At 65.7% G+C, this 22,577-nt stretch carries 23 protein-coding genes; 10 read left to right on the forward strand and 13 right to left on the reverse strand.

Annotation, left to right across the window (positions count from 1 at the left end):
* Nucleotides 1-2: 2 nt before the first annotated feature.
* Nucleotides 3-779 (reverse strand): enoyl-CoA hydratase, encoded by a 777-nt coding sequence (locus tag UB43_RS00080; protein WP_045207206.1) that lies wholly within the window; start codon nucleotides 777-779, stop codon nucleotides 3-5.
* Between the two features lie 243 nt (nucleotides 780-1,022).
* Between UB43_RS00080 and UB43_RS00085 the strand changes: the two genes are divergently transcribed.
* The 3 genes from UB43_RS00085 to UB43_RS00095 all read left to right on the forward strand — a co-directional run bounded on the left by UB43_RS00085 (nucleotide 1,023) and on the right by UB43_RS00095 (nucleotide 4,515).
* Nucleotides 1,023-1,889 (forward strand): IclR family transcriptional regulator, encoded by an 867-nt coding sequence (locus UB43_RS00085; protein WP_045207207.1) that lies wholly within the window; start codon nucleotides 1,023-1,025, stop codon nucleotides 1,887-1,889.
* A gap of 59 nt (nucleotides 1,890-1,948) precedes the next feature.
* Nucleotides 1,949-3,103, forward strand: coding sequence for an acyl-CoA dehydrogenase family protein (locus UB43_RS00090; RefSeq protein ID WP_045207208.1), 1,155 nt, complete (start codon nucleotides 1,949-1,951; stop codon nucleotides 3,101-3,103).
* Nucleotides 3,104-3,234: 131 nt separating this feature from the next.
* Entirely contained in the window at nucleotides 3,235-4,515 is a 1,281-nt protein-coding gene (locus tag UB43_RS00095; RefSeq protein WP_045207209.1) for an MFS transporter, read from the forward strand.
* A gap of 142 nt (nucleotides 4,516-4,657) precedes the next feature.
* Here the strand turns inward: UB43_RS00095 and UB43_RS00100 are convergent, their stop codons facing one another.
* Nucleotides 4,658-4,867: a cold-shock protein gene (locus UB43_RS00100; protein ID WP_017518411.1), complete on the reverse strand. Its 210-nt coding sequence runs from the start codon at nucleotides 4,865-4,867 to the stop codon at nucleotides 4,658-4,660.
* 290 nt (nucleotides 4,868-5,157) lie between these two features.
* Here UB43_RS00100 and UB43_RS29750 point away from each other — a divergent pair, with 290 nt between their 5' ends.
* Entirely contained in the window at nucleotides 5,158-5,325 is a 168-nt protein-coding gene (locus UB43_RS29750) for a hypothetical protein (protein WP_167523180.1), read from the forward strand.
* Between the two features lie 47 nt (nucleotides 5,326-5,372).
* On the opposite strand, the gene otsA is transcribed toward UB43_RS29750, so the two are convergent.
* The 3 genes from otsA to otsB are packed head-to-tail and all read right to left on the reverse strand — an operon-like array spanning nucleotide 5,373 to nucleotide 9,375.
* A complete protein-coding gene (otsA, locus tag UB43_RS00105; protein WP_045207211.1) occupies nucleotides 5,373-6,782 on the reverse strand; it encodes an alpha,alpha-trehalose-phosphate synthase (UDP-forming) in 1,410 nt (469 codons plus the stop codon).
* Nucleotides 6,764-8,563 carry a glycoside hydrolase family 15 protein gene (locus tag UB43_RS00110; protein ID WP_045207213.1) on the reverse strand — a complete coding sequence of 600 codons (1,800 nt, stop codon included), beginning with the start codon at nucleotides 8,561-8,563 and terminating at the stop codon, nucleotides 6,764-6,766. Before UB43_RS00110 ends, otsA begins: the two co-directional genes overlap by 19 nt.
* Nucleotides 8,560-9,375: a trehalose-phosphatase gene (gene otsB / locus UB43_RS00115; RefSeq protein WP_256204860.1), complete on the reverse strand. Its 816-nt coding sequence runs from the start codon at nucleotides 9,373-9,375 to the stop codon at nucleotides 8,560-8,562. Before otsB ends, UB43_RS00110 begins: the two co-directional genes overlap by 4 nt.
* Before the next feature lie 294 nt (nucleotides 9,376-9,669).
* Between otsB and UB43_RS00120 the strand changes: the two genes are divergently transcribed.
* Nucleotides 9,670-10,893, forward strand: coding sequence for an EAL domain-containing protein (locus tag UB43_RS00120; protein ID WP_045207214.1), 1,224 nt, complete (start codon nucleotides 9,670-9,672; stop codon nucleotides 10,891-10,893).
* Here the strand turns inward: UB43_RS00120 and UB43_RS29445 are convergent.
* Nucleotides 10,872-11,165 carry a hypothetical protein gene (locus UB43_RS29445; RefSeq protein ID WP_156160308.1) on the reverse strand — a complete coding sequence of 98 codons (294 nt, stop codon included), beginning with the start codon at nucleotides 11,163-11,165 and terminating at the stop codon, nucleotides 10,872-10,874. The genes UB43_RS00120 and UB43_RS29445 overlap by 22 nt on opposite strands.
* Nucleotides 11,166-11,293: 128 nt before the next feature.
* On the opposite strand from UB43_RS29445, the gene UB43_RS00125 reads away from it, so the two are divergent.
* Nucleotides 11,294-12,166 carry a hypothetical protein gene (locus UB43_RS00125; RefSeq protein WP_045208795.1) on the forward strand — a complete coding sequence of 291 codons (873 nt, stop codon included), beginning with the start codon at nucleotides 11,294-11,296 and terminating at the stop codon, nucleotides 12,164-12,166.
* 27 nt (nucleotides 12,167-12,193) lie between these two features.
* Here UB43_RS00125 and UB43_RS00130 read toward each other — a convergent pair whose 3' ends face one another.
* Nucleotides 12,194-13,105 carry a LysR family transcriptional regulator gene (locus UB43_RS00130; RefSeq protein ID WP_045207216.1) on the reverse strand — a complete coding sequence of 304 codons (912 nt, stop codon included), beginning with the start codon at nucleotides 13,103-13,105 and terminating at the stop codon, nucleotides 12,194-12,196.
* A 105-nt stretch (nucleotides 13,106-13,210) separates the two neighbouring features.
* Between UB43_RS00130 and UB43_RS00135 the strand changes: the two genes are divergently transcribed.
* A complete protein-coding gene (locus UB43_RS00135) occupies nucleotides 13,211-14,212 on the forward strand; it encodes a zinc-dependent alcohol dehydrogenase family protein (protein WP_045207219.1) in 1,002 nt (333 codons plus the stop codon).
* Nucleotides 14,213-14,270: 58 nt separating this feature from the next.
* A complete protein-coding gene (locus UB43_RS00140) occupies nucleotides 14,271-15,164 on the forward strand; it encodes a LysR family transcriptional regulator (RefSeq protein ID WP_045207221.1) in 894 nt (297 codons plus the stop codon).
* 35 nt (nucleotides 15,165-15,199) lie between these two features.
* Here UB43_RS00140 and UB43_RS00145 read toward each other — a convergent pair whose 3' ends face one another.
* From UB43_RS00145 to UB43_RS00155, 3 genes are read right to left on the reverse strand one after another with little or no spacing between them, the layout of a single operon-like run.
* Entirely contained in the window at nucleotides 15,200-16,243 is a 1,044-nt protein-coding gene (locus tag UB43_RS00145; protein ID WP_045207222.1) for an NAD(P)-dependent alcohol dehydrogenase, read from the reverse strand.
* Between the two features lie 20 nt (nucleotides 16,244-16,263).
* Complete coding sequence (locus UB43_RS00150; RefSeq protein ID WP_045207224.1) at nucleotides 16,264-17,271, reverse strand: aldo/keto reductase; 1,008 nt, start codon at nucleotides 17,269-17,271, stop codon at nucleotides 16,264-16,266.
* 10 nt (nucleotides 17,272-17,281) lie between these two features.
* Nucleotides 17,282-17,611 carry a carboxymuconolactone decarboxylase family protein gene (locus UB43_RS00155; RefSeq protein WP_045207226.1) on the reverse strand — a complete coding sequence of 110 codons (330 nt, stop codon included), beginning with the start codon at nucleotides 17,609-17,611 and terminating at the stop codon, nucleotides 17,282-17,284.
* A 258-nt stretch (nucleotides 17,612-17,869) separates the two neighbouring features.
* Here UB43_RS00155 and UB43_RS00160 point away from each other — a divergent pair, with 258 nt between their 5' ends.
* The gene (locus UB43_RS00160; protein WP_045207228.1) at nucleotides 17,870-18,853 is read left to right on the forward strand and encodes an aldo/keto reductase; all 984 of its coding nucleotides are present in this window, start codon (nucleotides 17,870-17,872) and stop codon (nucleotides 18,851-18,853) included.
* 42 nt (nucleotides 18,854-18,895) lie between these two features.
* Here UB43_RS00160 and UB43_RS00165 read toward each other — a convergent pair whose 3' ends face one another.
* Nucleotides 18,896-19,825, reverse strand: a complete 930-nt coding sequence (locus tag UB43_RS00165; RefSeq protein ID WP_045207230.1) for a carbon-nitrogen hydrolase family protein — start codon at nucleotides 19,823-19,825, stop codon at nucleotides 18,896-18,898.
* Between the two features lie 29 nt (nucleotides 19,826-19,854).
* Nucleotides 19,855-21,099: an MFS transporter gene (locus tag UB43_RS00170; RefSeq protein WP_256204861.1), complete on the reverse strand. Its 1,245-nt coding sequence runs from the start codon at nucleotides 21,097-21,099 to the stop codon at nucleotides 19,855-19,857.
* Between the two features lie 158 nt (nucleotides 21,100-21,257).
* Between UB43_RS00170 and UB43_RS00175 the strand changes: the two genes are divergently transcribed.
* The gene (locus UB43_RS00175; RefSeq protein ID WP_045207234.1) at nucleotides 21,258-22,184 is read left to right on the forward strand and encodes a LysR substrate-binding domain-containing protein; all 927 of its coding nucleotides are present in this window, start codon (nucleotides 21,258-21,260) and stop codon (nucleotides 22,182-22,184) included.
* A gap of 90 nt (nucleotides 22,185-22,274) precedes the next feature.
* Here the strand turns inward: UB43_RS00175 and UB43_RS00180 are convergent, their stop codons facing one another.
* Nucleotides 22,275-22,514 carry a hypothetical protein gene (locus tag UB43_RS00180; RefSeq protein WP_045207237.1) on the reverse strand — a complete coding sequence of 80 codons (240 nt, stop codon included), beginning with the start codon at nucleotides 22,512-22,514 and terminating at the stop codon, nucleotides 22,275-22,277.
* Between the last annotated feature and the right edge of the window lie 63 nt (nucleotides 22,515-22,577).

A 22,577-nucleotide genomic window follows, 5' to 3' on the forward strand; every position in this document is an offset into this window, starting at 1 on the left:
GCTCATTCCCCCAGGAAACTGGCTTGGCGTTTTTCCAGGAAGGCGGCGGCGCCCTCCTTCTGGTCTTTCGAGTCGAACAGCAACTGGAAGGCCTTGCGCTCGAGCGTCAACGCGCTGTCCAGCGGCAGGTCGGCACCGGCGAGCATCACTTCCTTGATCTGCGCCACGGCCAGCGGCGGCAGTGCGGCGATCTCGGCAGCCAGCTCCAGCGCGCGAGGCAGCGTGCGCGAGTCTTCCACCACTTCACTGAGCATGCCGATGGCCAGGGCTTCGGGCGCCTTGATCAGGCAGCCGGTCAGGGCGATGCGCATTGCCTGGAACTTGCCCACGGCGCGGATCAGCCGCTGGGTGCCACCGGCGCCGGGCATCAGGCCGAGTTTCACTTCCGGCTGGCCAAAGCGTGCCGACTCGCCGGCGACGATGATGTCGCAGTGCATCGCCAGCTCGCAGCCGCCACCCAGGGCGAAACCGTTCACCGCAGCGATCACCGGCTTGGGGCAGCGGGAAATCGCTTCCCACAGCAGCTCGGTGTGGCGACGGTACATCTCGATGGGGCTGGCCTGGGCGAACTCGCGGATGTCAGCACCGGCGACGAAGCACTCCTCTCCCCCGGTCAGCACCACCGCGCGAACCTCGGGGTTATCGCTGAGGGCGCGGAAGTGCTCGGCCAGTTGCTGGCGCACCGCAGCATTGAGGGCGTTTTTGGCTTCCGGGCGGTCGATGCGTACAACCGCCACACCGTCGGCCTGGATATCGAGATGAACCACACTGGTACTCATGAAAGCGTTGACCTCACATTTGTTTCGTCTGACGAAACTACATTCCGTATTTCGATTTCATCATAGTGATCCTTAATCGACGCTGTAAACGGTGACGATCCAAATAGCCTTGAAAGCCCTTTAAAACCTGGGCCACAGATATTTTTAGCGGCACGTCTGTACTAACCCGTTCAGACCCATTACAATTTCGCCTGACGAAACTGCATTTTATTTTATTGATTTTCCGAGAATAGGGGTTCTACCATGCGCCGCAACAAGACGGAGATGGACTCGGCTGCGCCGACGAAAAACGAAGGTGAAATCGGCCTGCTGGAACGCGGTCTGTACGACCCGGCCACGGCACTGAGCGAAGAGGAAAACAGCGGCCAGTTCGTCACGGCCCTGGCTCGCGGCCTGGAGATCCTGCGCTGCTTCACGCCACGGGAAAACGTGCTGAGCAACCAGGACCTGGCCCGCAAGACCGACCTGCCCAAGCCGACCGTGACGCGCCTGACCAACACCCTGATGCGCCTGGGCTGCCTCAAGCGCGAGGTGCACTCGGGCAAGTACCAGCTGGACGTCGGCGTGCTGGGCTTCGGCTACGCGATGCTGTCGAACCTGTCGATCCGCGCGGTGGCCCATCCGCTGATGGAGGAACTGGCCAACCACGCCCAGGCGGCGGTGGCCATGGCCGCCCGCGACCGTCTGCAGATGGTGTACCTGGACGTGGTCCAGGGACAGGGAAACATGACGATGCGCCGGCAGATCGGCAGTTACCTGCCGCTGGCGGCGAGCTCGGTGGGCCGCGCGTGCCTCGCGGCGATGCCGGAAAACGAGCGGGAGTTCCTGCTCGAACACATTCGCGAACGCGAACCGGACACCTGGCCGGCCATCCGCAAGGGTCTGGACCGCGCCTTCAGGGACTACACCGACTACGGCTACTGTCTGTCGATCGGTGAATGGCACCGCGACGTCAACTCCGTCGCCGTGCCCTTGGTACACCCGCAGTACGGCCTGCTGGCCTTCAACTGCGGCGGTCCGAGCTTTCAGCTGACACGCGAGAAGCTCGAGGACGACATCGGGCCCCGCCTGATCAACATGGTCAACAACATAGGTGCCGCCGCTCGCTGAATCTCGGGTGACGGTGCCTCGCCAGACCGGCCCGCTCGCGGGCCTTGTGAGGAGTGCACATGATCCGAGACCCAGAAACGCTGCAGATACTTCTGGACTCCATCCACCAGTTCGTCGGCGAAGTGCTGATCCCGCGGGAGAACGAGGTTGCCGAAACCGACGCGATCCCGCAGGACATCGTCCAGCAGATGCGCGAGATGGGCCTGTTCGGCCTGACCATCCCCGAAGAGTTCGGCGGCCTGGGCGTGACCATGGAAGAAGAGGTGAACATCACCTTCGAACTGGGCCGCACCTCCCCCGCCTTCCGCTCCTACATCGGTACAAACAACGGCATCGGCTCCATCGGCATCCTGATCGACGGCACGCCGGAACAGAAAGCCCACTACTTGCCCAAGCTCGCCAGCGGTGAACTGCTCAGCGCCTTCTGCCTGACCGAGCCGGACTCAGGCTCCGACGCCGCCTCGCTGAAGACCACCGCCGTGCGCGATGGCGACTTCTACGTGCTCAACGGCACCAAGCGCTTCATCACCAACGCCCCGCACGCCGGCATCTATACCGTGATGGCCCGCACCAACCCGGCGATCAAGGGTTCCGGCGGCATCAGCGCGTTCATCGTCGAACGCGGCACGCCGGGCATTTCCCTCGGCAAGCCGGACCACAAGATGGGCCAGAAAGGCGCCCACACCAGCGACGTGATCTTCGACAACGTGCGCATCCCCGCCAGCCAGCTGATTGGCGGCGTCGAGGGCGTGGGCTTCAAGACCGCCATGAAAGTGCTCGACAAGGGCCGCCTGCACATCGCCGCCCTGAGCGTCGGCGCCGCCGAGCGCATGCTCGCCGACGCGTTGCAGTACGCCCTGGAGCGCAAGCAGTTCGGCCAGCCGATCGCCGAGTTCCAGCTGATCCAGGCGATGCTCGCCGACAGCAAGGCCGAGATCTACGCCGCCCGCTGCATGGTGCTGGACGCCGCGCGCAAGCGCGACGAAGGCCGCAACGTCAGCACCGAAGCCTCCTGCGCCAAGATGTTCGCCACCGAGATGTGCGGCCGCGTCGCTGACCGCTGCGTGCAGATCCACGGCGGCGCCGGCTACGTCAGCGAATACGCCATCGAGCGCTTCTACCGCGACGTCCGCCTGTTCCGACTCTACGAGGGCACCACCCAGATCCAGCAGGTGATCATCGCCCGCAACATGATCCGCGAAGCCCAGGCCTGACACACAAGTTCTGAGGCACCCGACACGGCGGCACGTGGCCACGCACCACGCGCCCGCCGGCAGGATTCGCACGCACGCTTACCGAGGGTCGGCCAACCGCCCCGCCAACAACTACAACAGGTAATTCGTTCATGGAAAACACTGCTTCCGCACCGGCTGCGAGCGCCGCCACCCAGAGCAAGACCTGGGTCCTGGTCTTCGCCTTCTGCTTCATCGGCCTGCTGATCGATGGCGCCGACCTGATGCTCCTCTCCTACAGCCTCACCAGCCTCAAGGCCGAGTTCGGCCTGAGCAACCTCCAGGCCGGCAGCCTGGGCAGTGTCACCCTGGCCGGCATGGCCTTCGGCGGCATCTACGGCGGCTGGGCCTGCGACCGCTTCGGCCGGGTCAGGACGGTGGTCTGGACCATCGTGCTGTTCTCCGTCGGCACCGCCATCCTCGGGCTGACCCACAACTACTGGCAGTTCGCCGCGGCACGCTTCGTCGCCTCCCTCGGCCTGGGCGCCCTTTACGTGGCCTGTAACACGCTGATGGCCGAGTACGTGCCGACCAAGTACCGCACCACGGTGCTGGGCACTCTGCAGGCGGGCTGGTCGGTGGGCTACATCGTCGCCACCCTGCTGGCCGGCTGGATCCTGCCGGACCACGGTTGGCGCTACCTGTTCTACATCGCCATCATCCCGGTGGTGCTGGCCGTGGCCATGCGCAAGCTGATCCCCGAACCCGCTGCCTGGGTCCAGGCGCAGGCCGAACGCCAGCAGCGCAAGACTGCCGGCCAGTCGAGCGGCGTCGCCGCCGCTCCGCGCCAGAACGCCTTCCGCCAGATCTTCAGCGACCCGAAGGCCAGCCGCATGTTCCTGTTCTGGGCGCTGACCGCCGGCTTCCTGCAGTTCGGCTACTACGGCGTGAACAACTGGATGCCGTCGTACCTGGAAACCGAGATGGGCATGAACTTCAAGGCCATGACCTCGTACCTGGTGGGCACCTACGCGGCGATGATCCTCGGCAAGGTACTGGCTGGCGTCGCCGCCGACTGGTTCGGCCGCCGCACCGTGTTCTCCTTCGGCGCCCTGGGCACCGCCGTGTTCCTGCCGGTGATCGTGCTGTTCCACAGCCCGGAGAACATTCTCTGGATGCTGGTGGTGTTCGGCTTCCTCTACGGCATTCCCTACGGCGTGAACGCGACCTACATGACCGAAAGCTTCGCCGCCGCCTTCCGCGGCACGGCAGTGGGCGGCGCCTACAACATCGGCCGCATTGGCGCGGCCATCGCTCCGGCGGTGATCGGCTTCCTCGCCACGCAGATGTCCATTGGCGTCGGCTTCCTGGTGATGGGCGCGGCGTACTTCATCTGCGGCGTGATCCCCGCCCTGCTGATCCGCGACAAGCAGTTCGACCCGCAGCAGGAATGACCTGAGCGCTCAGCGCCCAGCCACGCAAAACGCCCGGTGCAGTGCACCGGGCGTTTTTGTTTGTGCGCTCGAAGGACATCGAGGCAAATCGCAGGCAAAAAAAGCCCCGCCTAAGCGGGGCTTTCTTCGTCAGCGATGTCGATTAGACAGCGCGAACTTGTTCAGCTTGCGGGCCTTTCTGGCCGGCAGTCACAACGAAGCTGACCTTCTGGCCTTCGTCGAGGGACTTGTAGCCGTTGCCTTCGATCTGACGGAAGTGAACGAATACGTCCGGGCCGCTTTCCGGGGTGATGAAGCCGAAGCCCTTCTCAGCGTTGAACCACTTGACGATGCCGTTTTGACGATCGGACATGATGTTGTCTCCTAAAAGAATGCTAAAGGCCGGCCGAAAGCCGACCGGCGATGAGCTGAATGCGTAGTGAAGAGGTGCCGAGGAGATGGAGCATCTTGTAGAAGAACATCAAGTCGCGGAACTCGTTACTGGGCAGGCAGCCCATGCAGAATACAAGGTTTGGCGCTAATTCATAGCTTTTTTTCACGACCAGTGGTGATTTTGACAAATGGTCGAGCTATCTCGGCCAAATTCGCAAAAGACGTGTAGGCTGGCCGGGCCGGTTTGGCGCCCAACGCAAAGGTGACTTCATGACTGACTCACAGCTGATTCGCGAACGTTCGGAGCTTGATGAAAAGATTGCCGCTTTCCTCTCCCAGGGTGGCGAAATCCAGGAAATCCCCGTTGGCCAGCTGGCAGTGAAGGTCGAGCGGAAGTCGCAGTGGGCGAAGTCCGATGGGAAGAAACCGGCGCCCTAAGCGTCTGAATGCATGAAGAAAACCCCGCCATGGCGGGGTTTTGCGTTTCAGTGGCTGAGGAAATGGTTCGACAGCCAGTTCAGCGCCCTGCCCGGCCGCGTCAGCGCATCGATGAAGCTCGGGCCCCAGAAGCGGATGTCGTTGGCCTGCAGAACCGCATACATGTCGCGGTGACGCGCCTGGCGCTCCTTGAGCGGCATGCGCAAGGCCTGCTGCATGGCGTCGGCCAGGGCGTCGCGGTCGTGAGGGTTGATGATCAGCGCGCCGCCCAGCTCGGCGGCCGCGCCGGCGAACTGGGAGAGGATCAGCACGCCGGGATCGTCCGGGTCCTGGGCGGCTACGAACTCCTTGGCGACCAGGTTCATGCCATCGCGCAGCGGCGTCACCAGGCCGATGCGCGCGTGGCGCATGACCATCGCGATGTCCGCGCGCTGGTGATTGCGCGCCACGTAGCGCAGCGGCACCCAGGACACGGCGCCGAAGCGCCCGTTGATGTGCCCTACCCGTGCGCTCACGGCGGCATCGATATCGGCGTATTCGGGGATGTCCTGGCGGCTGCCCGGTGATATCTGCAGGCAGGTGACGCGGTTGTGCCAGTCCGGGTTGCGCTCGAGGAAGCGCTCGTAGCCGTCCAGCCGGTTGACGATGCCCTTGGAGTAATCGAGACGATCCACCCCCACCATCAGCGCGCGGCCGCCCAGGCTTTCGCGCAGGTCCTGGGCGGCCTGGCTCTGCGAAGCCTCTTCGGCCAGGCGGCGAAAGCCTTCGGTATCTACACCCACCGGGAATACGCCCACGCGGAAGTGCTGGTCCTCCAGGTGATAACGCCGGCCATCGGGCGTTGCCGCGCCCACAACGCGGGTGAGGTAGCGGGCGAAGTTGCTGGCGTCGTTCTCGGTCTGGAAGCCGATCAGGTTGTACTCGGTGAGCGCGCGGATCAGTTCGTCGTGGTGCGGCAACGCGGTAATGAGGTCGGCCGGCGGCATCGGGATGTGCAGGAAGAAGCCGATGCGATTGCCGTGCCCGCGTTGCCTCAGCGCCAGGGCCAGGGGGATCAGGTGGTAGTCGTGGACCCAGAGGACGTCATCGTCCTCCAGCAGCGGACTCAGGCGCTCGGCGAAGAACTCGTTGACCCGCTGGTAGCCGCCGAACTCGGCCTCGTTGATCTCGGCCAGGTCGACCCGGTAATGCAGGATTGGCCAGAGCACACGGTTGGCGAAGCCGTTGTAGTACTCGTCGAAGTCCTGCGGGTGCAGGTCGGTCAGAACGTACTGCAGGTTGTCGCGCTGCACCGTGGTCGGCGGGCCCGGCTCCTCGGCCTTCCTGCCGCTCCAGCCGAACCAGATGCCCTCGCGGTCGCGCATCGCCGCGTCCACCGCCACCGCCAGCCCGCCCGGAGCGGGCCCGTTCTCGCCGGGAATGCCCACCCGGTTGGAGATCACCACGAGACGCGACATAGTCCCTCCTCCCAGCCAATGGACAGACGCATGGCGGAGTTGATCAACCCGGCCATGGAGTAGGTCTGCGGGATGTTCCCCCAGAGCTCCCCGGTATGCGGGTGCAGATCCTCCGAGAGCAGCCCGTAGTTGTTACGCGCGGCGATCAACTGCTCGAACAGCTGGCGGGCCTCGTCCATGCGACCGATGGCGGCCAGCGCGTCCAGGTACCAGAACTTCACCACCAGGAACGCCGTTTCCGGTACGCCGAAATCATCCGCCGCGGCGTAGCGCAGCATCTGCCCGTTGACGTTCAGCTCACGGCCTATGCAATCGACCGTCGCGATGAAACGCGGATCGTCTGCCGCGATGATCCCCAGCTCGTTCATCAGCAGCACGCTGGCGTCGAGGTCGTCATGGCCGAAGGCGCCGGTGAAGCACTGTTTCTTCTCGCTCCAGGCTTCGGCCAGGATGCGGTCGCGCAGCCTGGCGGCCTTGTCCATCCAGCCCTTCGCCTGCTCCTTGCGACCCAGGCGCGCGGCGATGTGCCCGACCCGGTCGCAGGCGACCCAGCAGAGCAACGCAGAATGGGTGTGGATGCGCTGGCGGCCACGGTATTCCCAGATGCCGGCATCCGCCACGAAGGCCGCGCTTTCGGCCCTGGTGGCCAGGCTCTCGAGCAACTGCAACATCCCTTCGCTGCTCGGATTGGGCAGTCGCTCGTCGACGAAGCTCTGCAACACCGCCAGCGCCACCGAACCGAACACATCGTGCTGGTTCTGCTCCACCGCCTGGTTGCCGACGCGCACCGGAGCGTGGTTGAGGAAGCCGGCGAGCTCCGGCTCGATGCGCTCGGTGAGGTCCTGGCTGGGGATTATCCCGTACAGCGGCTTGAGCTCGGCATCACCGCTGGCCACGGTGGTGATGAAGTCGATGTAGCCCTCCATGGTCCGCGTAGCACCCAGGCGGTTGAGGGCGAGGATCACGAAGTAGGCGTCGCGCAGCCAGCAGTAGCGGTAGTCCCAATTGCGCTGCGAGTCCGGCGCCTCCGGCACCGAAGTGGTGGCGGCGGCGATGATCGCGCCGGTGTCCTCGAAGTTGCACAGTTTCAGGGTGATCGCCGAGCGGATCACCACCTGCTGCCACTCGAAGCAGATCGCAAGCCCGCGCACCCAGTCGTGCCAGTGGTTCTGGGTGCGCTTGAGGTAGTCGCGGACCACTTCGCCAGGGGCGTTGCCCAGCGGTTCGTCGAGGCCGATCACCAGGCTCACCGGATGGCGCAGGGCGAATGGCGTTTCGTGCTGGATATAGGCCAGCGGCGCATCGGTGGTCAGGCGCAGCGGCTCGTCGCCCTCCAGGTAGCGGATATGGCTGGAACTGCTGGCGCCCTGGCTGGGCTGGCCGTAGCCGTGGGTCGGGCGCACCCGCAACGTGACCTTTGGCATGCCCTCGATGGGCTCGATCAGCCGGCACAGCTGCGCCGGCCGGTAGATGCCGCCATGCTGCAGGAAGCGCGGAGCGAAGTCGGTGATGCGCACCGCCCCACCACTGTCATCGCGCAGCACGGTGGTGATGATCGCGGTGTTGCGCTGGTAGTCGGATGTGCTGCTGACCTGGTTCTCCAGCACCACGTCGGCGAAACCCTTCTCCTCGTCGCCGGCCAGCAGCCGCGAAAAGACCGGATCGCTGTCGAAATTCGGGTAGCACCACCAGATCAGCCGAGCCTGCGGGTTGACCAGTGCGGCCACCCGGCAATTGCCGATCAGGCCCAGTTCCAGGGCACCTTCCAGTGGGTTCGTCATCGGGGATGTCCTCCTGCTGCTTGCATGAGTGCTCCACGGACTTGCTCCGCGTCGCTGAACACCGCGCAGGCACCGGGTAAGGCGCGCCCGACCGAGAGGCCGAGGCCACCCAGCGCGGGCATCAGCGCGATAGCGGGTTCGTCGGTGACGTCGTCGCCGATGTACAACGGCAGGCGCCCGGCAAAGCCAGGCGTGCCCAGCAGTCGCTGGATGGCCTGGGCCTTGTCGACACCTTCGGGGACGACTTCGTAGACCTGCTTGCCGTTGAGCAACCGCAGCCCTGCGCCCTCCGGCGCACGCAGCAAAGCCTGCAACTCCATACGCAGTTCTGCGGCGAGCGAAGGTGCCGAGCGGTAGTGCAGCGCGTAGCTGCTGCCCTTGTCTTCGGCATGGATTCCGACATGCCGGTTCGCCAGGGCGTTCAATTGCACTCGCACGCAGGCGGGCAGGTCCTGGGTGGTGCGGTGCAAGGGGCAGTCGCCGCTTTCGCGCCAGTGGGCGCCGTGGCCACCGCTGGCCGCCAGGCGCAAGGGTTGCAAGAGCCGGTCGAGTTCTTCGACCGGGCGGCCGCTGATCAGGGCCAGGGCACCGTCGAGTCGGCGGTGCAGGTGTGTGAGGGCATCGAGCAGCCCGGGCGGTACGACGACCGATCCGGGTGATTCGGCGATGTCCAGGAGGGTTCCGTCGACATCCAGGAACAGTGCAGTCTGCTGAGGTCGGCTGAGCCAGAGGTTCAGCAGCGCAGTGGCTGAGGCCTCGCTATGCGGGACCATGGCCGTGTCGACAGGTCCCCTTGGTACGGGACGTGACATGAGCCATTTCTCCATGTTCAGGGCGTGCCGCGCGGCCGTGGGTAGCCGTTGCGGACGTGAAAGGGAGCCCAAGGACCCTAACATGTGGGGCCACGAGGGTCGACCGCTGGTTTCATCCCGGCGCCTGGCCGGGAAGGCTCAGGCCAGAGCGGGCGGGGGCTGCGAGGAACTCGTGCGAAGTGTCATATAAGTCATGGATAGGATTTTCCTGACAGAACAACTGGAATCCTCCGCCTCACAGTGGGAAGGGCATTTCCGAGAATGCGTCAGGCCAATCCTTCATGAGAGAACCCCATGCTTCCGCTTTCTGCGCTGGTGCTCCAGGCTTCCGGCCTGCACCGTTCCACCGCTGTCACTGCGCTGCATCACCTGGGCTACAGCTTCCTGTCCGAGGTTTCCAGCAATGCATTCGCGCTGGATCGCCTGCGCAGCCAGGGCGGCGTCCACCTGTTGATCTGCGATGTGCGCATTGATCCGGTGTCGCGCCTGGAACTCCTCCAGACCGTCGCCCGCGAACGCCTGGCCCATGGCGTGGTGGTCAGCGGGGAGATGGCGCCCGGCACCTGGAGCGCCCTCTCCCACCTGCTACAGTTGCAGGGCCTGAAGGTGTTCTGGCTGGGCAACGAGGCCGCGACCCTGGAGCGCCTGCGTGCCCTGCTCAGCGACTTTCAGCCCAGGGAAGCGCAGCTTGGCCTGTCCCTGAACGACACCGTTGCCGACGAGGACAGCGAGGCCGCCAACCTGCCCTCGCAGGGGCGTCTGCGCGCCCACCTGCAACCCAAGGTAGCCGTGGCGACCGCGCAGGTTTATGGCTTCGAGGTGCTGGCGCGCTGGCAACTGGAGGACGGACACGTCCTGCTTCCCGGTGAGTTCCTGCCGGGGCTGCGGCGTGCCGGCAAGCTCGACGGCATGCTCTTCGAACTGATGACCCAGGCCGTCGAGGCCCTGCGGACCCAGGGCAATAATGAGCTGAAGCTGTCTTTCAATCTGGAAGCCGAGCAGATCGCCCAGACCGACTTTTCCGCCGCGGTGGAACGCAATCTGCGCCTGCTGGACATCGAGCCCAGACGCATCACCTTCGAACTGACCGAGGCCTCGCCACTGCATGCGCCGCCGTTAAGCCTGGAGAACGTGCTGCGCCTGCGCCTGCTGGGCTGCGGCCTGGCCATCGACGACTTCGGCTGTGGCCACTCCACCCTGCAGCGCCTGATGGAACTGCCCTTCACCGAGATGAAGCTCGATCGCCACCTGGTGGCCGACGTGAACAACGGCGACCCCCGCCGCCTCATCGTGCTGCGCAACGCCCTGGCGCTCGGCCGCGATCTGGGCCTCAAGGTGATTGCCGAGGGGGTGGAGAACGCTGCGCAGCTTCGCCAGTTGCAGCAGCTGGAATGCGATTGTGCGCAGGGCTATCTGTTCGGCAAGCCGATGGATGCCAGCCAGATCAGCACCTTCCTGCGCGGTGCGCCGCTTCGCCTGCAGAAACTGGAAGCGGTTCAGGCGATACGCCCGGCGTAGTGAAACGCAGAAAAGAAAACGGCTGTTGCGGACTTCCTGTCCGCAACAGCCGTCTGGATTGTCCTCAGCAAAGGACGCAGGAATTGTAGGCCATTGGCCATCAGGCCGTCTTCCCAGTTCTCCCGCGTGGCCGGCAAATCAGCACATACGCGGCAAAACACCGCAAACTCCCAAGGCAATGCCTGCCAATTCGCTGCACATTCGTACCAATAGTGCCGGCTGTACGACGATTCGCCCGGCTTCTCCGTATTGCCTTGCATGATGTCTGTCACGCGGTTTCGCCCTAGCCCGCGGATGAACTGTCTGGTTACCATGCCCGGCTGCACGCTGGATGCCAGGAAGGCATAAATCCAAAAGGATCGCCCCAGTGTTGCCCACCTTCAGTTTTGGCAGCCGATACATGCCCCAGACTCCCTTGCGTTCGCCCCGTCGTTCGCTGATTCGCCTTGCCCTGACCGGCACTGGCTCCATCGTCGTGGCCGCCCTTGGCTTCTTCGCCTGGCAGGGCTTCTATCCGGTGCAGGCCACCGATGGCTGGTCCGTCCAGGTGCTGCACAAGAACGTGCAGAAAGCTGCATCGCTGGTACCGCTGCCCGATGGCGGCCTGCTGGTCAGCCAGGAGTTGAAAAATGACCAGGGCAACATCCTGCGTATCGCCGCCGACGGCGAGCGCCGGGTCATGGTCGACGGGCTGTCCAAGCCTGACGGCATGATCGCGGCCCAGGGCGGCTGGGTGTTCAGCCAGGAATCCGACGGCAGGCCGGTGCAGTTGCTCAGGGACGGCAAGGTCACCGACCTGTTCATGGGCCAGTCCGTACAGGGCCTGTGGGATGACGGCGACAACCTCTACGCCATCGAGGACCGCGGCGAGAATGGCCGTCTGCTGCGCTACCGCTGGAGCGACGGCGAGCTGACCGTGCTGCGCGACCACCTGCAGGAAACCGAATCCGTCACCCGCTGCACCGACGGCAAGCTGCTCTACACCGAGAAGAAGAAAGGCGTGGTGCACCAGTTCAGCGACGACGGCAAGGACCCGGTGCTGCTCTCCGGCCTCAACCAGCCCACCTTCCTGATGTGCGACCAGCGCGGCCTGTGGATCAGCGAAGACTCCACCCACCGCGCCCGCCTGCTGCTGTGGGATGGCAAGGGCGTTCCGCGCACCATCCTGTCGTTCCTCAAGGCACCGCAGTCCATCGTGCCCGACGGCAAGGGCGGTTACCTGCTTGCCGAAGGTGGTCGCGACCGCGTGCTGCAGCTGACTCCCGCCAAGTGATGACCCCGGGCGGCCGCCTGGGCCGCCCTACTCCTGTGCCGGCATCACCAGGCCCGGTATCACCTCGACCAGCGCATCGATCGCCAACCGCACCTTGCGCGGCAGCTGGGCGGTCTGCAACCAGGTCGCATGAACGTCGTAGAGGAAGCCCGGCTGCCACGGCAGCAGCTCCTGCAGCGCACCTGCCTCGATGACTTCGCGTACCAGCCAGTAAGGCAGCCACGCCAGTCCCATGCCGCGCACCGCCGCATCGGCAATGGCGGCCAGGTCGTCGAAACGCAGCCGGGAGTTCGGCGCAAACGCTGCGGGTTCCTGCCCTTCGCGGGGGAACAGCCAGGGATTGATCCGCCCGGAACGGTGATAGACCAGTACCTGGTGCGCGGCCAGCGCCTCGATGCTTTCGGGCTGCCCGTACTCCGCCAGGTAAGCTGGCGCCGCGCACACCACCATGCGCTGCCGGCCGATACGCCGCGCGATGATGCCGTCCCTGGGTTGCGGTTCGCCGGTGCGGATCGCCAGGTCGATCTGCTCATCCGCCAGGTCCGTCAGGCGGTCGCTGAAGCGCAGATCCAGCTCCAGTTGCGGATAGCGCTGCGCCAGTTCCAGCAGGACCGGCGCCACGCAGCGCCGACCAAAATGCACCGGCATCGCCACCCGCAGCCGCCCGCGCGGCTCGGCCACCTCGCCAGCGGCGAGGATGTCCGCCGCCTCGGCATCGGCCAGCAGCGCGCGACAGCGCTCGTAGTAGATCCGCCCCGCCTCGGTCAGGCTTTGCCGGCGCGTGCTGCGCATCAGCAACTGGGCGCCCAGGCGCTCTTCGAGAAAGCGCACATGCTTGCCCACCATGGGTGCGGACATTTCCATCGCATCCGCCGCCGCCGCGAAAGACCCGAGGTCCACCGCGCGGACGAAGACTTCCATGCTGGTCAGACGGTCCATTCGAAACTCCTGATTTCGACTAACTGCTTCTATACGCCATTTAACGATCGAATCCCATGACGGATAGTCGCTTTACGTCAAATCAATTACGTATGGGAGCATCACATGGAGAGCATCAAAACCCGCGCCGTGCGTTTCCACCAGTTCGGCGGCCCGGAAGTCCTGCGCATCGAGCCAGTGGAAGTTCGCCAGCCCGGCGCGGATGAAGTGAGCATCCGGGTCAAGGCCCTGGGGCTGAACCGCGCCGAATCGCTGCTGCGCACGGACCGCTACATCGAGAGCCCGCGGTTCCCGTCCGGACTGGGACTGGAGGCCACGGGGGTGGTCGAGGCCGTGGGCAGCGCGGTACGCGGGTTCGCTCCGGGGGATGCCGTGAGCGTCCTGCCGCCGACCTCGATGCAGGAAGACCCGACTCACGCGGAGCGTCTGGTGGTCCCGCAAGCCCGCCTGGTGAAGAATCCGCCGGGGCAGGCCTGGAACGACGCCGCCGCCACCTGGATGCAGTACCTGACCGCCTATGGCGCGCTGGTTCAGGTAGCCGCACTGCGCGAGGGCGACTTCGTCGTCATCACCGCCGCGTCGAGCAGCGTCGGCCTGGCCGCCATCCAGATCGCCCGCCGCGTGGGCGCGGTGCCGGTCGCGGTGACCCGCACCTCCGCCAAACGCGAAGCCCTGGTGCAGGCCGGCGCCGCCGAAGTCATCGCCAGCGAGGAGGAAAACCTGCGCTCGCGCCTGCTCGAGATCACCGGCAAGGCTGGCGCGCGGGTGGTGTTCGACCCGGTAGGCGGCCCGATCTTCGAGGCGCTGACCGCCGCCATGGCCGAGGGTGGCGTCCTCATCGAGTACGGCGGCCTGAGTCCCGAGCCCACGCCCTTCCCACTGTTCGAGGTACTGAGCCGTTCACTGGTCCTGCGGGGCTATCGCGTCTACGAAGTGCTGGAAGATCCGCAGCGCCTGCATGAAGCCGCAGAGTTCATCTACGCCGGTCTCGCGGACGGCTCGCTGCGCCCGGTGATCGCCCGCACCTTCGCGTTTGACGCGATAGCCGAGGCCTACCGCTATCTGGAATCCAACCAGCAATTCGGCAAAGTCGTGGTCACCCTGTAGTCATCGGATACACTGCCCCGGCGCGGCTCCCTGCCGTGCCGGACGCAGCGGAGCCCAGATGCCAAGGGAAAACTTCAACGACCTGATCGCCTTCGTCACCGTGGCGCGCGAGGGCAGCTTCACCAAGGCGGCGGCGCAACTGGGTGTCTCCCAGTCGGCGCTGAGCCACACTATCCGCGCGTTGGAAACCCGCCTGGGCCTGCGCCTGCTCAGCCGCACCACCCGCAGCGTTTCCCCCACCGAGGCGGGCGAGCGTCTGCTCAATACCCTGGCCCCGCGCTTCGAGGAGATCGAAGCCGAGCTGGCGGCCCTCAGCGATTTCCGCGACAAACCGGTCGGCACCCTGCGCATCACCGCCGCCGAACACGCGGCCAGCACCGTGCTCTGGCCAAAGCTGGCGAAGGTGCTGCCCGATTACCCGGACATCAAGGTCGAAGTGAGCATCGACTATGGCCTGACCGACATCGCCGCCGAACGTTTCGACGCCGGCGTGCGCCTGGGCGACCAGGTGGCCAAGGACATGATCGCCGTGCGCATCGCCCCGGACCTGCGCATGGCGGTGGTAGCCAGCCCCGCCTACCTCGCACGCAAGGGCCTTCCGCTGGACGTGCCGGCGCTGGCAGGCCACGACTGCCTGAACCTGCGCCTGCCGACCTACGGCGGACTGATGGCCTGGGAGTTCGCCAGGGACGGCCACGAAGTGAAGGCACGGGTCGAAGGCCAACTGACCTTCAACAGCAGCCCGCACATCCTGCGCGCCGCGCTGGATGGCTTCGGCCTCGCCTACCTGCCCGAGGACATGGTGACCGAGCACGTCGCCGCCGGACGCCTGGAGAAGGTGCTCGAAGACTGGTGCCCGACCTTCCCCGGCTACCACCTCTACTACCCGAGCCGGCGGCAGAAATCCCGCGCCTTCTCGGTGCTGGTGGACGCACTGCGCCACCAGGAATGAACGCCGGGCGACCGGCGTGCCCCGTCAGGACCGGGTCACGACAAGGTGGCCAGGTCGATGACGAAGCGGTAGCGCACGTCGGAACGTTCCATGCGCTCGAAGGCATGGTTGATCTCGTCCATGCGGATCATCTCGCACTCCGGCAGGATGTTCTTCTTGCCACAGAAATCCAGCATCTCCTGGGTCTCGGCGATACCGCCGATGGGCGAGCCGGCGATACGCCTGCGCCCCAGCAGCAGCGGAATGCTGCTGATGTCGTCGATGGGGCCGACCTGACCGACCATCACCAGGGTGCCGTCGATATCCAGCAGCGGCATGTAGGGCTTCAGGTCGTGCCTCACCGGCACGGTATCGATGATCAGGTCGAAGCTGTTGGCCGCCGCCTTCATCGCTTGCGCATCGGACGACACCAACAGCGCATCGGCGCCCAGTTCCATGGCATCCGCACGCTTGTCTGCCGTGCGGCTGAGCACGGTGACGGTAGCGCCCAGGCCGACGGCCAGCTTCACCGCCATGTGCCCCAGCCCGCCGAGACCGACCACACCCACGCGGCTGCCCGGCCCGACATTCCAGGTGCGCAGCGGCGAGTAGGTGGTGATGCCCGCGCACAGCAGCGGCGCGGCCTTGCTCAGGTCCAGGCCGTCCGGCACGCGCAGGACGAACTCCTCGCGCACCACCAGTTGCTTCGAGTACCCGCCCTGGGTCGCTTCGCGAGTCAGGCGATCAGCACCGTTGTAGGTCTGGGTATTGCCCTGCCGGCACAGTTGCTCCTCGCCCTTGCGGCACTGGTCGCACTCCTGGCAGGAGTCCACCATGCAGCCCACCGCCACGGCGTCGCCGACCTTGTAGCGCGTCACCTTCGGTCCGACGGCGGTGACCCGGCCGACGATTTCGTGGCCCGGCACCATCGGGTAACGGCTGAAGCCCCAGTCATTGCGGGCCTGGTGCAGGTCTGAGTGGCAGACGCCGCAGTAGAGGACGTCCATCGCCACATCGTTGTCGCGCAGCGAGCGGCGCTCGAAAGTGAAGGGGCCGAGCGGGTCCTGCGGGTTCTGCGCGGCGTATCCAAGGGTCTTCATCGATAGTGCTCCTTGAGGTGTCAGCGGCGGGCCGGGCGGCCTTCGACGGGATAGGCGGGATCGCTGTAGCCGGGGGTGGAGGCATGGCCGGGCGGCACCAGGCTGTCCACCAGGGCTTCGTCCTCGGCGGTCAGCTTGAGGTCCAGCGCCGGCAGGTAGCCGTCCCAGTGCTCTTCGGTACGCGGACCGGCAATCAGCGAGCTGACCAGCGGATTGTTCAGCACCCAGGCCAGGGCGAAGGCGGCCGGCGTGGTGCCACGGGCGGCGGCATGCTCAGCAATGCGCTGGGCAATCTGCAGGGATTCGGGGCGCCATTCGGTCTGCTGGATGCGCTTGTCGCCACGACCGACGCGGGAGTCCGCCGGCGGCTCGGCGCCGGGCCGGTACTTGCCGGTGAGCACGCCGCGGGCCAGCGGGCTGTAGGGCACCACGCCGATGCCGTAGTGGCCGGCGACGGGCAGTTGCTCGACCTCGGCGGTGCGGTCCACCAGGTTGTACAGCGGCTCGCTGCAGACGGGCCGGTCCATGCCCAGCTGGTCGGCCAGGCGCACCACCTCGGCGATGCGCCAGCCACGGAAGTTGGACAGGCCGTAGTAGCGCACCTTGCCCTGGCGGATCAGCTCGCCCACCGCGCGCAGGCCCTCTTCCAGCGGCGCATCGACGTCGGTGCGGTGGAAGTAGAGGATGTCCAGGTAGTCGGTGCCCAGCCGGCGCAGGCTGTCCTCCACCGACTGATAGATCCACTTGCGCGACTGACCGCGATTGTTCGGGCCATCGCCCAGGGCATTGCCGAACTTGCTGGCGATTACCCAGTCGTCCCGGCGGGCGGCCACCGCACGGCCGACCACCTCTTCGGAGCGGCCCTTGTGGTAGACGTCGGCGGTGTCGATGAAGTTGACGCCCTGTTCGAAAGCCTTGTCGATGATGCGGCGCGAGGTCGGCTCGTCGGTCTCGCCGCCGAACATCATCGCGCCCAGGCACAGGGGCGACACTTTCAGGGCGCTGCGGCCCAGGTAACGGTATTCCATGAAATGCTCCTCAGGCGGCATCGCGCTCGGCGAACACGCGGCGGGCGACGCCCAGTGCGGTGGAGGCCGTGGGCCAGCCGGAATAGAAAGCCAGGTGGGTGATGGCCTCGATCAGTTCCTCGCGGGTCAGGCCGTTGTCCAGCGCCTTGCCGAGGTGGAAGTGAAGCTCGTTGGCCTGGTAGCGCGCCACCAGGCTGGAAACGGTGACCAGGCTGCGGTCGCGCGGCGAGAGGCCGGGGCGTTGCCAGACATCGCCGAACAGTACCTGGTCGGTGTAGTCGGCCAGCGCCGGGGCGATGTCGCCGAAAGCCTTGTGGGCGGTGGAAGCTGGTTCGCTCATGGGGTTCTCCACTTCGCTGTTCGATAGGCGGACCATGCTAGGTCGCCGCGCGCTATCGATTAAGAGGGGAAACGCGTTTGGACCTATGAAGGACTCTCATGAATCGCCCAGCATGATCCATGAGCCACACTCATAGGCGAATGCGCTTCCAGCCGTCTAATCACGCTGAAAGTCCTTGAGTAAAGTCCATTCCAGACGTTTCGCCGGGCAATTCTGCCCTTCCCGCTTCAGGACTGACTTTCAATTGGAGAGACTCCGATGGACAAGCGCACACTGGGCCGCACCGGCCTGCAAGTATCGGCACTGGGCCTGGGCTGCATGGGCCTGAGCTACGGCTACGGGCCCGCGGTCGATCGCTACGATGGCATCCGTTTGTTACGCACCGCCTTCGACAGCGGCGTGACCTTCTTCGACACCGCCGAGGCCTACGGCCCCTTCGCCAACGAGGAACTGCTGGGCGAAGCCCTGGCGCCGGTGCGCGACGACGTGGTGATCGCCACCAAGTTCGGTTTCAGCAGCGGTGACGTCGGCCTGGGCCTGGACAGCCGCCCGGAGAACATCCGCGCCGTGGCGGAGGCGTCGCTCAAGCGCCTGAAGACCGACCGTATCGACCTGTTCTACCAGCACCGCGTCGACCCGAGCGTGCCCATGGAAGACGTGGCCGGCACCGTCGGCGAGCTGATCCGCGAGGGCAAGGTCAAGCACTTCGGCCTCTCCGAAGCCGGCCCGCAATCCATCCGCCGCGCCCACGCGGTGCAGCCGGTGGCGGCGCTGCAGAGCGAGTATTCGCTGTGGTGGCGCGAGCCGGAGAAGGAAGTCCTCCCGCTGCTGGCCGAACTGGGCATCGGCTTCGTGCCTTTCAGCCCGCTGGGCAAGGGCTTCCTCACCGGCGCCATCGACGAGCGCACGCAGTTCTCGGCCAACGACTTCCGCAACGTCGTGCCGCGTTTCTCCGAAGAGAACCGCAAGGCCAATGCCGGGCTGATCGAAGTGCTCGGCCGCCTCGCCGAGAGCAAGGGCGCAACCCGTGCGCAGATCGCTATCGCCTGGCTGCTCGCGCAGCAGCCGTGGATCGTGCCGATCCCCGGCACCACCAAGCGGCATCGCCTGGCGGAAAACCTCGGCGCGGCAGTGCTGGTACTGGACTCGAGCGACCTCGCCGCCATTGAGGCGGCGCTGCGCGAGATCGAGATCGTCGGCGAGCGCTATCCGGCGCACCTGCAGCAACGGGTCGGTCGCTGAGGCAAGGAAAGCCCGGTGCCGGGTGGCACCGGGCATTGGCGGTCAACCCTGGAAAGTGACCGGGCGCAACGGCGCGGTATTCACCTTCAGCTCGAACACGTCCGGTCGGGCGTAGTGGCCGCACACGTCGAAATCGAGGTTGCCCTGGTTGAGCTGGCCCATGTCGAGGTCGGCATAGAGCTCGGTCTCGCAGTCGAATACCGGCCCGGCCAGCACCTCGCCCAGCGGGCTGACGATCATGCTGCCGCCGCGCATCACGTAGTCGTCGTCCTTGAAGTCCAGGCCGAACGCCTCGCGGTGCTGCTGCGGATACTCGCCCAGGCGAATGGCCTGGCACGCGGAGAGCACGAACACTCGCCCCTCCAGCGCAATGTGCTGCATGGAGCTGGCCCAGGACGGCCGATCATCGGCGGTCGGTGCGCAATACAGTTCCACGCCCTGGGCGTACATGGCCTGGCGCAGCGCCGGCATGTAGTTCTCCCAGCAGATGACGCTGCCCAGTACACCGATCTCGCTGTTCACCGGCTCGATCGTCGAACCGTCGCCGAAGCCCCACACCAGCCGTTCCTGGCCCGTGGGCATGAGCTTGCGGTGGTAGCCGGCGATCCCGCGCCCCGGCACCAGGGTGACAGCGGTGCAATACAGGGTGCGGCCGAAGCGTTCGATGATGCCGACCACGGTGATCACGCCGGTCTGTTCGACGAACTCGGCCAGCGCCGCCAGCTCGGGACCGTCCAGCGCCACGGCGCCTTCCACGTAGCGCTGGTACAACTCGCGCCCGGCGCCGCTGCGGTTGCCGATCACGCTGCCGAAGCTGGCGCCTTTGGGATAGCCGCCGATGTACGCCTCGGGGAAGACCGCCAGCCTGGCGCCCTGCTCCGCCACGCGGCGCAGGATGCCGCCGGCCTTCTCGACGCTGGCCATCGGCTCGTAGGGAACGGCGGCGGCCTGGATGATTGCTACACGGGTCATGGGAACTCCTGACTGCTGGTGAAAAGGGACTAGAAGCGGCTGATGTCGTTGTCGCGGGTTTCCGGCAGGGTCTTCCACAGCACCACCAGGCACACCAGGGAAACCACCGCGAGATAGGCCGCCGGCAGGTTCGCGTCGCCGGTCTGGCGGATCAGCGCGGCGGCGATGAAGGGGCCGGGGCCGGCGAGGATGGCCAGCGCCAGGTTGTGGCCGAGCGCCGCGCCGGTGGAGCGGATCGAAGCCGGGAAGACTTCCACCAGCAGCACCACGTCCATCACCGCGGTGATCGCCACCAGCACGCCCATCACCGTCAGGCCGACGAGGATCGCCAGCGGGTTGCCGGTGTTGAGCAGCAGGAAGATCGGATAGGCGAGAACCGTCAGCGCGGCAGCCGCGCCGAGCAGCAGCTTGCGTCGGCCGATGCTGTCGCTGAGGCGGCCGATCAGCGGGTTGACGATCACGTAGACCACCAGCGCGATGCTGCACAGCCACAGCGCACTGCTGCGCGGCAGGCCGACGGTGCTGACCAGGTGGTTGTTGGCGTAGGTGATGAAGTAGTACAGCGAGACGCCGAACAGCGCGGAGAAGGCGAAGGTAGTGACGAAGGCGCGGCGGCGCACGGCCTTGCTCGGTGCATGGACCTGATGCGAATCACGCTGGCGCACCATCTCTTCGTAGACCGGCGTATCGCCCAGCTTGCGGCGGATGAACACGGCGATGCCGGTCATCACGATGGACGCCACGAACGGCAGGCGCCAACCCCAGGCGGCCAGTTGCGCATCGTCCAGCGCCGAGGAAATGCTCGCGGCGGTGAAGGTGCCGAACAGGAAGGCCAGCCCGGCGGTGCCGGTGATCACGCTGGCGGCGGTGGCGCGGCGGTTCGACGGCGCGCTCTCGACGATGTAGATGCCGGCGCTGGACCACTCGCCGCCGACCATCATGCCCTGGATGAAGCGCATGGCGATCAGCAGGATCGGCGCGGCGATGCCGATTGCCTCATAGGAGGGCAACAGGCCGATGATGGTGGTGCACACGCCCATGCCGAACACCGTGATGATCAGCACTGCGCGGCGGCCGAAACGGTCGCCGACCGGACCGAGGATCAGTGCGCCGAAAGGCCGCGAGAGGAAGCCGACGGCGAACACCGCCAGCGACGACAGCAGCGACACGCCCGGCGCGCTGGAGGGGAAGAACAGCATGCCGATCACCGCGGCGAAGTAACCGTAGATGGCGAAGTCGAACCACTCCATGAAGTTGCCGATGCCGACCGCCATGGCCCGCTTGCGGATGTCCGACTGCCCACCCCTGGTATGGATACTGCTAGCACCCAAGCTTTGCGAAATCGCGTCCACAGGATTCTCCATCCCTTGTTATGGTTGTGTGGACGCCAGACTAGGAAGCCCCACGACCGCAGGGCAAACGATTAGGAAATATGAGCCGGATTAACGTACGTAATATCTCGCGGATCGACCTGAACCTGCTGCTCACCTTCCACTGCCTGATGACCGAGCGCAGTGCCACCCGCGCCTCAGCGGTGCTGCACGTGACCCAGGGCGCGGTGAGCGCGGCGCTGCGCAGGTTGCGCGAACAATTCGCTGACGAACTGTTCATCCGTACCGCTTCGGGCATGCAGCCCACGCGCAAGGCCATGGAGCTGGCGCCGAAGATCGCCGAGGCGCTCACATCGATCTCCGGCGTACTGGGCAGCGAGCCGCAATTCTCCGCCCACGACTCCAGCTACGTGTTCAACATCGGCCTCTCCGACGACATCGAGGCGTACCTCGCGCCACGCATCGTCAACACCGCTGCGGCCGAAGGACTGGGCGTGAGCTTCGCCTTCCACCAGAGCAACAGCTCGCTGTGGAAACAGTCCCTGCAGGACCCGGACATGGACCTGGTGATCTGCAGCGAGCCCAAGGACTTCGGCACCAGTTACTCGTCCCAAGTGCTGTTCTCCTCGTCCTACTCCTGCCTGTTCCGCCCGCGCGGCCGTGCGGCGAACCAGCCCATCGCGCTGGAGGAGTATTTCGCCGCGAACCATGTGCGGGTGTCCTACGACGGCCGGCGCGGCTTCATCGACGACATGTTCGAGGCCGCCGGCTACGCGCGGCGCGTCACCGCCTCCTTCACCCACTTCAGCGGCGCGCTGACGACGCTGATGAGCAGCGAAGTGATCGCCACCATCCCGACCTTCGCCGCCGAGAGCTACGCGGCGATGACCGACCTGAGCGTCAGCCCGGTGCCGTTCCCGGTGCCATCCTTCCGCTGCTTCATGGTCTGGGACATCGCCCGCCACAACAAGCCGCACCACGAGTGGCTGCGGCAGTTCATTGGCGAACTGGGGCAGAAGCTCGGCTGACGGGGCCTTCCGCTCTTGTAGGAGCGAGCTTGCTCGCGAACCACTTGACGCCCGAGTCGTCGGGAAAACTGTTCGCGAGCAAGCTCGCTCCTACAGTTTGTCCAGCGCAAGGGGGCGATACAGCGGCTCGCTACTCAGCACCTTGATGCCTTCGGGAGAACTCTCCAACAGGCGACGCTCGCTCTCGGTCACCAGCAGTTCCAGGCCATAACCCAGCTCGCCCAGACAACAGGCAATGCTGCTCACGGCCTCCTTCGCCCAGGGCAGGTCGGAATCGAAATGGCCGAGCAACTGGCCGTGGCGCTGGATGATCAGGCGGTACTTCGGCATGGCGAACTCTCGCGAAAATCGAACGGGGATTGATTTGGTATCGAATCGAAACCTTGACAGAGC

It is taken from the genome of Pseudomonas sp. 21 (assembly GCF_000955805.1).
Classification (GTDB): domain Bacteria; phylum Pseudomonadota; class Gammaproteobacteria; order Pseudomonadales; family Pseudomonadaceae; genus Pseudomonas.

Coding starts and splice junctions, on each gene's coding strand:
- UB43_RS00080 (WP_045207206.1), bottom strand. CDS start 779: ATGAGTACCAGTGTGGTTCATCTCGATATCCAGGCCGACGGTGTGGCG.
- UB43_RS00085 (WP_045207207.1), top strand. CDS start 1,023: ATGCGCCGCAACAAGACGGAGATGGACTCGGCTGCGCCGACGAAAAAC.
- UB43_RS00090 (WP_045207208.1), top strand. CDS start 1,949: ATGATCCGAGACCCAGAAACGCTGCAGATACTTCTGGACTCCATCCAC.
- UB43_RS00095 (WP_045207209.1), top strand. CDS start 3,235: ATGGAAAACACTGCTTCCGCACCGGCTGCGAGCGCCGCCACCCAGAGC.
- UB43_RS00100 (WP_017518411.1), bottom strand. CDS start 4,867: ATGTCCGATCGTCAAAACGGCATCGTCAAGTGGTTCAACGCTGAGAAG.
- UB43_RS29750 (WP_167523180.1), top strand. CDS start 5,158: ATGACTGACTCACAGCTGATTCGCGAACGTTCGGAGCTTGATGAAAAG.
- otsA (WP_045207211.1), bottom strand. CDS start 6,782: ATGTCGCGTCTCGTGGTGATCTCCAACCGGGTGGGCATTCCCGGCGAG.
- UB43_RS00110 (WP_045207213.1), bottom strand. CDS start 8,563: ATGACGAACCCACTGGAAGGTGCCCTGGAACTGGGCCTGATCGGCAAT.
- otsB (WP_256204860.1), bottom strand. CDS start 9,375: ATGTCACGTCCCGTACCAAGGGGACCTGTCGACACGGCCATGGTCCCG.
- UB43_RS00120 (WP_045207214.1), top strand. CDS start 9,670: ATGCTTCCGCTTTCTGCGCTGGTGCTCCAGGCTTCCGGCCTGCACCGT.
- UB43_RS00125 (WP_045208795.1), top strand. CDS start 11,294: ATGCCCCAGACTCCCTTGCGTTCGCCCCGTCGTTCGCTGATTCGCCTT.
- UB43_RS00130 (WP_045207216.1), bottom strand. CDS start 13,105: ATGGACCGTCTGACCAGCATGGAAGTCTTCGTCCGCGCGGTGGACCTC.
- UB43_RS00135 (WP_045207219.1), top strand. CDS start 13,211: ATGGAGAGCATCAAAACCCGCGCCGTGCGTTTCCACCAGTTCGGCGGC.
- UB43_RS00140 (WP_045207221.1), top strand. CDS start 14,271: ATGCCAAGGGAAAACTTCAACGACCTGATCGCCTTCGTCACCGTGGCG.
- UB43_RS00145 (WP_045207222.1), bottom strand. CDS start 16,243: ATGAAGACCCTTGGATACGCCGCGCAGAACCCGCAGGACCCGCTCGGC.
- UB43_RS00150 (WP_045207224.1), bottom strand. CDS start 17,271: ATGGAATACCGTTACCTGGGCCGCAGCGCCCTGAAAGTGTCGCCCCTG.
- UB43_RS00155 (WP_045207226.1), bottom strand. CDS start 17,611: ATGAGCGAACCAGCTTCCACCGCCCACAAGGCTTTCGGCGACATCGCC.
- UB43_RS00160 (WP_045207228.1), top strand. CDS start 17,870: ATGGACAAGCGCACACTGGGCCGCACCGGCCTGCAAGTATCGGCACTG.
- UB43_RS00165 (WP_045207230.1), bottom strand. CDS start 19,825: ATGACCCGTGTAGCAATCATCCAGGCCGCCGCCGTTCCCTACGAGCCG.
- UB43_RS00170 (WP_256204861.1), bottom strand. CDS start 21,099: ATGGCGGTCGGCATCGGCAACTTCATGGAGTGGTTCGACTTCGCCATC.
- UB43_RS00175 (WP_045207234.1), top strand. CDS start 21,258: ATGAGCCGGATTAACGTACGTAATATCTCGCGGATCGACCTGAACCTG.
- UB43_RS00180 (WP_045207237.1), bottom strand. CDS start 22,514: ATGCCGAAGTACCGCCTGATCATCCAGCGCCACGGCCAGTTGCTCGGC.